Below are 10,705 nucleotides of genomic sequence, written 5' to 3' on the forward strand. Positions count from 1 at the left end.
CCGTGCCTATCTCAAGCGTGTGACCGTCGAGCTGGCGGAGACCCGCCGGCGGCTGGCCGACGAGGAGGGCCGCCGGCACGAGCCGGTGGCGATCGTCGGCATGGCGTGCCGTTTCCCCGGCGGGGTGACGGGCCCGGAGGAGTTGTGGGACCTGGTGGCGTCCGGGGGCGACGCGATCACCGAGTTTCCCGCCGACCGGGGCTGGGACGTGGACGGGCTGTACGACCCCGACCCGGAGGCGTCCGGGAAGTCCTATGTGCGCCACGGCGGGTTCCTGCACGACGCGGGGGAGTTCGACGCGGGATTCTTCGGGATGAGCCCGCGCAGCGCGCTGGCGACGGATCCGCAGCACCGGCTGTTCCTGGAGTCGTGCTGGGAGGCGCTGGAGCGGGCCGGGATCGACCCGGGCACGCTGCGCGGCAGCCGCACCGGCGTCTACGCGGGGAGCATGTACGAGCTCTACTCCACGCGCTTCCTCGACCGGGTGCCCGAAGAGGTCGAGGGCAGCCTGCTCACCTCCAGCACGCCGAGCGTCCTGTCGGGGCGCGTCTCGTACACGCTCGGGCTCGAGGGGCCGTCCATCACCGTGGACACGGCCTGCTCGTCGTCCCTGGTCGCGCTCCACCTCGCCACGCGCGCCCTGCGCCAGGACGAGTGCACGCTGGCGCTGGCCGGCGGCGTCACCGTGATCGCCGCGCCGGACATCTTCGTCGAGTTCTCGCGGCAGCGGGCGCTGTCGGCCGACGGGCGGTGCAAGTCGTTCTCGGCCTCGGCGGACGGGGCGGCGTGGTCCGAGGGCGTGGGCGTGCTGGTGCTGGAGCGGCTGTCGTCGGCGATCCGCAACGGGCGGCGCGTGCTGGCCGTGATCCGGGGTTCGGCGGTCAACCAGGACGGCGCCAGCAACGGGCTGACCGCACCGAGCGGCCCGGCCCAGGAGCGCGTGATCGGCCAGGCCCTGGCGGACGCGCGGCTCGACACGCGGGACGTGGACGCCGTCGAGGCGCACGGCACCGGGACCCGTCTGGGTGACCCGATCGAGGCCGGGGCGCTGCTGGCCACCTACGGGCGGGGCCGCGCCGACGACCGGCCGGTGTGGGTCGGCTCGGTCAAGTCCAACATCGGCCACACCCAGGCCGCCGCCGGCGTCGCCGGAGTGATCAAGATGGTGCAGGCCATGCGCCACGAGGTGCTGCCGCCCACCCTGCACGTCACCGAACGCACCCCGCACGTCGACTGGGAGTCCGGGCGGGCCGAGCTGCTGACTGCCGCCCGTGCCTGGCCCTCGGGGGAACGGCCGCGCCGGGCCGGGATCTCCTCGTTCGGCATCAGCGGCACCAACGCCCACCTCATCATCGAGGAGGCCCCCGCCGCCGAGCCCGCCGCCGAGCCCGAGTCCGGGCCCGTGACGCCGGAGCCACCGGAGCAGGTCGCCTGGCCGATCAGCGCCCGCAGCCCCCGGGCCCTGCGCGCCCAGGCCGCCCGGCTGCACGCCGCCGTCACCTCCGACGAGCCGCCCCGGCCCGCCGACGTGGCGCGCACCCTCGCCGGACGCGCCGCCCTCCCGCACCGCGCCGTCGTCCTCGGCCCCGACCACGCCGCCCTCACCACCGCCCTCGCCGCGTACGCCACCGGCACACCCGCCCCGGCCGCGCACGCCAACGGGACAGCGGTCCCCGCCGCGCACGCCAACGGGAGGGCGGTCCCCGCCGACGGGAGCTCCCCGAGCGGGGCGACCGTGGTGGAAGGGGTGGCGGGGGAGCAGCCGAGGACGGCGTTCCTGTTCACCGGGCAGGGCGGGCAGCGGGCCGGGATGGGCCGCGAGCTCGCGGCGGCGTCCCCCGTGTTCGCCGCCGCCCTGGACGACGTGTGGGACGCGCTGGGCCCGTACCTCGACAGGCCGCTGCGGGACGTGATGTGGGCCGAGCCCGGCAGCGCCACCGCCGCTCTGCTCGACCGGACCGCCTACACGCAGCCGGCGCTGTTCGCCTTCGAGGTGGCCGCACTCAAGCTGCTCGCCTCGCACGGCGTGCGGCCGGACGCGGTCGCCGGGCACTCGGTGGGCGAGTACGCCGCCGCGTACGCCGCCGGGGTGTGGTCCCTGGCCGACGCCGCCCGCCTCATCGCCGCGCGCGGCCGGCTCATGCAGGAGCTGCGCGAGCCCGGCGCGATGGTGGCCGTGGAGGCCACCGCCGAGGAGGTCGCCGGGTCGATCGCCGGACTGGAGTCGCGCGTGAGCGTCGCCGCCGTCAACGGCCCTGCCGCCGTGGTCGTGTCCGGCGCCGAGCGGGAGTGCCTGGCCGTCGCCGAGCAGTGGCGGGCCCGGGGCCGCCGCATCCGCCGCCTGCCGGTCAGCCACGCCTTCCACTCGCCGCTGATGGAGCCGATGCTGTCGGCGTTCGCCGCCGAGCTGGCGGGGGTGACGTTCGGCAGGCCGCACACCACGGTCGTCCCGGGAGCGGGCGGCACGTGGGCGAGCACCTCCTACTGGCTCGACCAGATCACCGGGCCGGTGCTGTTCCGGGCGGCGATCTCCCGCCTGGAGGACGAGGGCGTCGGCGTCTTCGTGGAGGTGGGGCCGCAGGCTGTGCTGTCCGGGATGGCGCACGACTGCGTCACCCGCGAGGACGCCGCGATCGTCCCCCTGCACCGCCGCGACCGTACCGAGACCGACGGGCTCGCCGGCTGCCTGGCCCGCGCCTGGACGGCGGGGGTGCGCGTGGACTGGCCCGCGCGGGCGGCGGGCGGCCGGCTCGTGGACCTGCCGACGTACGCCTTCGAGCGCGAACGCTACTGGCTCGCCCCGCCCGCGCCCGCCGCCGACCTGGCGGCGGCCGGGCTGCGCGAGGCCGGGCACCCGCTGCTGAGCGCGGCCGTCGACCTGCCCGAGGACGGGCCCGTGGTGCTGACCGGGCGCCTGTCGGTGGCCACGGCGCCCTGGCTGGCCGGGCACGCGGTGTCCGGGACGGTCGTGCTGCCCGGGGCGGCGCTGGCCGAGCTGGTCCTGGAGGCGGCCGGGCGGGTGGACTGCGACGCGGTCGAGGAGCTGGTGTTCGAGTCGCCGCTGACGCTGCCGCCGGAGGGCGCGGTGGCCGTCCGGGTGGTCGCCGAGAGCGCCGACGACGCGGGGGCCAGGCCGGTACGCGTGTACTCGCGGCCCGCCGGCGACCCGGACGCCGACTGGACCCGCCACGTGTCCGCCACCGTCACGGCGGGCGGCGCCCCGCAGGCGACCGCGTACCCGTGGGCCGCGATCTGGCCTCCGGAGGGCGCCGAGCCGGTCGAGGTCGAGGGCGGTTACGAGCGGCTGGCCGAGCGAGGTTACGAGTACGGTCCGGCGTTCCAGGGGTTGCGCGCGGTGTGGCGGCGCGGCGACGAGCTGTTCGCCGAGGTCGCCCTGCCCGGCGACGTGGACCCCGACGGGTTCGGCATCCACCCCGCGCTGCTCGACGCGGCCTTCCACCCGCTGCTCGTCGCCGGGGACGACGAGAGCGTGCGGCTGCCGTTCGAGCTGCGCGGCCTGCGGCTCCTCCAGCCCGGCGCGGACCGGCTGCGGGTGCGCCTGACCGGCGCGGGCGGCGACGAGTGCGCGCTGGAGGCCGCCACCCCGGCGGGACAGCCGGCGCTCTCCTTCGCCTCCCTTCGCGTGCGGGCGGTTCCGTCCGGGACGCCGGCCGGGCCCGCGCAGGCCGTGTACGCCGTGGAGTGGTCCGAGACGCCGCCCGGCAGCGGCGTGGCCGAGGCCGTCGTCATCCCGTGCGTCACCGACCGTCCCGGCGACGTCCCCGCCGCCGTCCGCCGGCTCACCCAGCAGGTGCTGGCGGCGATCGGCGACGCGCGGATGGCCGAGTCGCGGCTGGCGTTCGTCACCCGCTCCGGCGACCCGGCGGGCGCCGCCGTGTGGGGGCTGGTGCGGGCGGCGCAGGCCGAGCAGCCCGGCCGGTTCGTGCTGGCCGAGGTCGAGGACGGCCACGCCGACTGGGGCAGCCTGGCCGCCGTCGCCGAGCCCCAGGTACGGGTCCGCGACGGCAGGGTGCTGGCCCCGGCCCTCGTCCGCCGCAAGCCCGAAACCCGCCCATTGCCGGAAATTTCGGGACCTGTGCTGGTGACTGGTGGCACGGGTGGTCTGGGCGCGCTGGTGGCCCGCCGTCTGGTGACAGGTCACGGGGTACGGGATCTGCTGCTGGTGTCGCGGCGTGGTGAGGCCGCTCCGGGTGCCGGTGAGCTGGTGGCGGAGCTGGAGGGGCTGGGCGCCCGGGTCACGGTCGCGGCCTGCGACGTGGCCGACCGCGACGCGCTGACCGCCCTGCTCGCGGACGTGCCCCTGGCCGGGGTCGTCCACACCGCGGCCGTCCTGGACGACGCGCTGATCGAGAGCCTGACCCCCGAACGCATGGACGCGGTGCTGCGCCCCAAGGCCGACGCCGCCTGGCACCTGCACGAGCTCACCCGCGACCGGGACCTGGCGTTCTTCGTGCTGTTCTCGTCGCTGGCCGGGGTGCTGGGGAACGCCGGTCAGGGCAACTACGCGGCGGCGAACGCGTTCCTGGACGCCCTCGCCGCGCACCGGCGGGAGCTGGGCCTGGCGGCGGTGTCGGTCGCCTGGGGCCTGTGGGACACCGCGTCCGGAATGTCGGGCGGCCTCTCGCAGGCCGACGTCGCCAGGCTCGCCCGTACCGGCATCGCCCCCCTGACCGTCGAGCAGGGCCTCGACCTGTTCGACACCGCGCTCACCAGCCCCGACCCGCTCGTCGTCGCCGCCCGCTGGGACACCGCCGGGCTGCGCGCCCGAGCAGAGGCGGGCGACCTGCCGCCCATGCTGCACGGCCTCGTCCGCACCCCCCGCCGCACCGCCAAGCCCGCCGGCGTGGCCGAGCTGATGTCCCGGCTCGCCACGCTCACCAGGGACGAGGCGCTGCGCCTGCTCACCGAACGGGTGCGCGGCCACGTCGCCGTCGTGCTCGCCCACGGCAGCCCCGACAAGGTCAGCGTCGACCGCGCCTTCAACCAGCTCGGCTTCGACTCCCTCACCGCCGTCGAACTGCGCAACCGGCTCAACGCCGACACCGGTCTGCGCCTGCCGCCCACGCTCGTCTTCGACCATCCGACGATCAGCTCGCTCGCCGAGTACCTGTTCAGCACCCTCGCGCCTGCCCCGCCCTCCCCGGAGGAGACCCTGCGCGGCGCGCTCGAACGTGTGGGATCCATGCTCACCAGCGCCACGGGCGACGGCGAGGCCATCCGCAGCAAGCTCGTCGCGGTGCTGCAGAGCGGCCTGGCCAGGTTCGGCGCGGCTCCGGACGGCGCGGGCCGTCCCGACACGGTGATGGACAAGATCGATTCCGCTTCCGACGAGGAGATCTTCGCCCTCATCGACAACGAGATGTGACGCCATGACCGAGACCGGAAGGGCCAGACCGATGGGCACCGAGGACAAGCTCCGCGCCTACCTCAAGCGCGCGACCGTCGAACTGGCGGACACCCGCAGGCAACTCGCCGACGAGGAGGGCCGCCGGCACGAGCCGGTGGCGATCGTCGGCATGGCCTGCCGCTACCCCGGCGGGGTGACGAGCCCCGAGGAGCTGTGGGACCTGGTGGCGTCCGGGGGCGACGCCATCACCGAGTTCCCCGCCGACCGGGGCTGGGACCTGGACGGCCTCTACGATCCCGACCCCGAGGCCGCGGGCAAGTCGTACGTCAGGCACGGCGGCTTCGTCCACGACGCCGGGGAGTTCGACGCGGGATTCTTCGGCATGAGCCCGCGCAGCGCGCTGGCGACGGACCCGCAGCACCGGCTGTTCCTGGAGTCGTGCTGGGAGGCGCTGGAGCGGGCCGGGATCGACCCGGGCACGCTGCGCGGCAGCCGCACCGGCGTCTACGCCGGATGCATGTACGAGCACTACTCCACCCGGTTCCTGGAGCTGGCCCCCGGCTCGGTCGAGGGCACCCTGTTCACCTCCAGCGCCTCCAGCGTCCTGTCGGGGCGCGTCTCGTACACGCTCGGGCTGGAGGGCCCCAGCCTGACCGTCGACACCGCCTGCTCCTCCTCGCTCGTCGCCCTGCACCTGGCCGTGCAGTCGCTGCGGCGCGGGGAGTGCGCGCTCGCGCTGGCCGGCGGCGTGACGGTGATGGCGTCACCGGTGCCGTTCATCGAGTTCTCGCGGCAGCGGGCGCTGTCGGCGGACGGGCGGTGCAAGTCGTTCTCCGCCTCCGCCGACGGGGCGGCGTGGTCCGAGGGCGTGGGCGTGCTGGTGCTGGAGCGGCTGTCGTCGGCGATCCGCAACGGGCGGCGCGTGCTCGCGGTGATCCGCGGTTCGGCCGTCAACCAGGACGGCGCCAGCAACGGCCTGACCGCTCCCAGCGGCCCCGCCCAGGAACGCGTGATCGGCCAGGCTCTCGCCGACGCCCTGCTGGACACCCGCGACGTGGACGCCGTCGAGGCGCACGGCACCGGGACCCGCCTCGGTGACCCGATCGAGGCCGGGGCGCTGCTGGCCACCTACGGCCGGGGCCGCGCCGATGACCAGCCCGTGTGGGTCGGCTCGGTCAAGTCCAACATCGGCCACACCCAGGCCGCCGCCGGGGTGGCCGGAGTGATCAAGATGGTGCAGGCCATGCGCCACGGCGTGCTGCCGCGCACCCTGCACGTCACCGAGCCCACCGCGCACGTCGACTGGGAGTCCGGCGGCGTCCGCGTGGCCACCGAGGAGGTCGCGCTGCCCGCCGACCGCCCGGCCCGCACCGGCGTGTCCAGCTTCGGCGTCAGCGGCACCAACGCCCACGTCATCCTCGAAGCCGTCCCCGCCCCCGCCGGCACGCCCGCCACGACCGGCGAGCCGCTCGTCTGGACCGTGTCCGCCAAGACCGAGACCGCGCTGCGCGCCCAGGCCGCCCGCCTGCGCCGCTACGCCGCCACCGCCACCGACGCCGACCTGCGCGCCACCGGCCGCGCCCTGGCCCGCCGCGCCGCGTTCGCACACCGCGCCGCCGTCGTCGCCGACGGCCGCGCCGAGCTGCTCGACGCGCTCGACGCCCTCGCCACCGGCGCCCCGCACGCCGCCGCCGTCCTCGGCGAGGCGCTGCCCGCCCCCCGGCCCGTGTTCGTCTTCCCCGGCCAGGGCTCCCAGTGGGCGGGCATGGCCGTCGACCTCCTCGACACCAGCGACGTCTTCCACGACCGGCTGCTGAGCTGCGACGAGGCACTGCGCCCGCACACCGGCTGGTCCGTCGTCGACGTGCTGCGCGGCACCGGCGGCGCCCCCGCGCTCGACGGCACCGACGTCATCCAGCCCGTCCTGTTCGCCGTCATGGTCTCGCTCGCCGAGCTGTGGCGCTCGCTCGGCGTCCAGCCCACCGCCGTCCTCGGCCACTCCCAGGGCGAGATCGCCGCCGCCTGCGTCGCCGGGGCGCTCACCCTGGAGGACGCCGCCCGCGTCGTCGCCCTGCGCTCCCGCGCCCTGCTGCGGCTCAGCGGCACCGGCGGCATGATGGCCGTCGCCCTGCCCGCCGCCGACACTCAGGCGCGGATCGAGCCGTGGGCGGGCCGCCTCTGGGTGGCCGTGCACAGCGGCCCCGCCTCCTGCGTCGTCGCCGGCGAGGACGCCGCCCTGGACGAGTTCGCCGCCGCCTGCGGCGACGCCGTCCGCACGCGCCGCATCGCCGTCGACTACGCCTCCCACACCCCGCTCGTCGAGCCCATCGCCGACGAGCTCGCCGCCGCCCTCGACGGCGTACGGCCGCAGGACACCGGCGTCGCCTTCTGCTCCTCCCTCGACGGGCGCTTCGTCGAGCCGGACCGGCTCACCTCCGGCTACTGGTACGACAACCTGCGCAACCCGGTGCTGTTCGACGAGGCGGTCCGGGCCTTCGCCGGGACCGGCACGCCGCTGTTCGTCGAGTGCAGCCCGCACCCGGTGCTCGGCGCCGACGCCGACGACAGCCGGCACGCCGCCGGCATCACCGCCGGGGTCTGTGCCTCCCTGCGGCGCGGCGCGGGCGACTGGCCGCGCATGCTGGCCGCGCTCGCCCACGCCTGGGTGCTCGGCGCGCCGGTCGACTGGCTCACCGCCCTGGCCGCCGCCCCGTACCCGGCCGCGGAGCCGCCCACCTACGCCTTCGAACGGCGCCGCTACTGGCTCGGCGACCACGAGGCGCCCGCCCGCCCGGCCGGCGCGGGCATCGACGGCTCCCGGCACCCGCTGCTCGCCGCCGTCGTCCCCGTCGCGGGCGACGCGTACGTGCTGTCCGGCCCGCTGTCGGCGCGGGGCGCGCCCTGGCTCGCCGACCACGCCGTGGAAGGCGGCGCGCTGCTGCCCGGCGCCGCGTTCGCCGAGCTCGCGCTCGAAGCCGGCGCCCACGCCGGGTGCGGCCGCCTGGACGAGCTCGTCATCGAGGCCCCGCTGCCGATCCCCGACAGCGGCGCCGTCACCCTCCAGGTCACGGTCGACCCGCCCGGCGACGAAGGACGCCGCGCCGTCGCCGTCCACTCCCGCACCCCCGACGGCTGGCAGCGGCACGCCTCCGGCGCCCTCACCCCCGGCGCCCCGCACACGGCCGCGTACCCGTGGGCCGGGACCTGGCCCCCGGAGGGCGCCGAGCCGGTCGAGGTCGAGGGCGGCTACGAGCGGCTGGCCGAGCGCGGCTACGAGTACGGTCCGGCGTTCCAGGGGTTGCGCGCGGTGTGGCGGCGCGGCGACGAGCTGTTCGCCGAGGTCGCCCTGCCCGACGGCGTCGACCCCGACGGGTTCGGCATCCACCCCGCCCTGCTCGACGCCGCGCTGCACCCGCTCGTGCTGGCCGGCGGCGACGACGAGCTGCGGCTGCCGTTCGCGTTCGGCGGCGTCGCCCTGCACGCCTCGCAGGCCCCCGAGCTGCGCGTACGCCTCGCCGTGGACGGCGACGACACGCACGTCGAGGCGGCCGGTCCGGACGGCGCGCCCGTCCTGTCGATCGGCAGCCTGCGCGTCCGCGCCGCCGCGCCCCGCCGCGCCGCCACCGGCACGGCAGCGCACGGCGTGGACTGGGTCGAGGCCCCCGCCGCCGCGGCCGGAGCCGCCGACCCCGTGGTGATCCCGTGCGTCAGCGACCACCCCGACGTGCCGTCCCGCGTGCGCGAGCTGACCACACGCGTCCTCGACGCCGTCGCCGCGCAGCCCGACGACGCCACCGTGGTCTTCGCCACCCGGCCCGGCGACCCGGCGGCGGCCGCCGTGTGGGGGCTGGTGCGCTCGGCGCAGTCGGAGCAGCCCGGCCGGTTCGTGCTGGCCGAGGCCCAGGAAGGCCACACCGACTGGGCCCTCGTCACCGCCACCGGCGAGCCCCAGGTCCGCGTCGTGGACGGCAAGGCCCTCATCCCGCGCCTGGCCCGCCGCAAGCCCGACCCCCACCCCTTACCCGAAATTTCCGGAACCGTGCTGGTGACCGGCGGCACCGGCGGCCTGGGCGCCCTCGTGGCCCGCCGCCTCGTGACCGGCCACGGCGTACGGGACCTGCTGCTGGTGTCGCGGCGCGGCGAGGCCGCACCGGGTGCCGGTGAGCTGGTGGCGGAGCTGGAGGGGCTGGGCGCCCGCGTCACCGTCGCCGCCTGCGACGTCGCCGACCGCGAATCCCTGGCCGCCCTGCTCGCGGACGTCCCGCTGGCCGGGGTCGTCCACACCGCCGGAGTCCTCGACGACGGCCTCGTCGAGAGCCTGACCCCCGGCCGGATCGACACCGTGCTGCGCCCCAAGGCCGACGCCGCCTGGCACCTGCACGAGCTCACCCAGGACCGCGACCTGGCGTTCTTCGTCCTGTTCTCCTCCCTCGCGGGCGTCCTCGGCAACCCCGGCCAGGGCAACTACGCCGCGGCGAACGCCTTCCTCGACGCCCTCGCCGCCCACCGGCGCGAACACGGCCTCACCGGCGTGTCCATCGCCTGGGGCCTGTGGGACACCGAATCCGGCATGACCGGCGCCCTCACCCAGACGGACGTCGCCAGGCTCGCCCGAGCCGGCATCGCCCCCCTCACCGTCGACCAGGGCCTCGACCTGTTCGACACCGCGCTCACCAGCCCCGACCCGCTCGTCGTCGCCGCCCGCTGGGACACCGCCGGGCTGCGCGCCAGAGCCGAGACCGGCGACCTGCCGCCCATGCTCCACGGCCTCGTCCGCGCCCCCCGCCGCGCCGCTGGCGCCCCCGCCGGAGCCGGACCCGGCGCCCTCGCCGCCCGCCTCGCCACCCTGCCCCGCCAGGACGCCCACCGCCTGCTCGTCGACACCGTACGCGCCCAGGTCGCCGCCGTCCTCGCGCACGGCAGCCCCGACAGCGTCGAACTCGACCGGCCCTTCAACCAGCTCGGCTTCGACTCCCTCACCGCCGTCGAACTGCGCAACCGGCTCAACGCCGACACCGGCCTGCGCCTGCCGCCCACGCTCGTCTTCGACCACCCCACCGTCAACGCGCTGGCCGCCTACCTGGCCGGCGTCCTCGCCCCCGCGCCGCCCTCACCCGAGGACACCCTGCGCAAGGCGCTGGAGCAGATCGACGACCTGCTGCTCAACGCCAACGGCGAAGGAGACGCCATCCGAGGCCGGCTCGTACCGATCCTGCAGGGCGCGCTCACCAAGCTCGGCGCCGCCCCCGCGGACGCGGGCGGCGTGATGGACAAGATCGACTCCGCTTCCGACGAGGAGATCTTCGCCCTCATCGACAACGAACTGTGACGACATGA

Annotated in this window: 2 protein-coding genes; both read left to right on the plus strand. The window is 76.5% G+C overall.

Going from position 1 to position 10,705, the window contains the following annotated elements; genetic code table 11:
* The first annotated feature begins 19 nt into the window (after positions 1-19).
* Positions 20-5,386 carry a type I polyketide synthase gene (locus ACWDXC_RS14670; RefSeq protein ID WP_449981652.1) on the plus strand — a complete coding sequence of 1,789 codons (5,367 nt, stop codon included), beginning with the start codon at positions 20-22 and terminating at the stop codon, positions 5,384-5,386.
* 4 nt (positions 5,387-5,390) lie between these two features.
* A complete protein-coding gene (locus ACWDXC_RS14675; RefSeq protein ID WP_449981654.1) occupies positions 5,391-10,697 on the plus strand; it encodes an SDR family NAD(P)-dependent oxidoreductase in 5,307 nt (1,768 codons plus the stop codon).
* Positions 10,698-10,705: the final 8 nt, after the last annotated feature.

This window comes from Nonomuraea sp. NPDC003214, assembly GCF_053590035.1.

What these genes read in the sequence shown, in the direction of transcription:
- ACWDXC_RS14675 (WP_449981654.1), top strand. Translation starts at nt 5,391, where the DNA reads ATGACCGAGACCGGAAGGGCCAGACCGATGGGCACCGAGGACAAGCTC.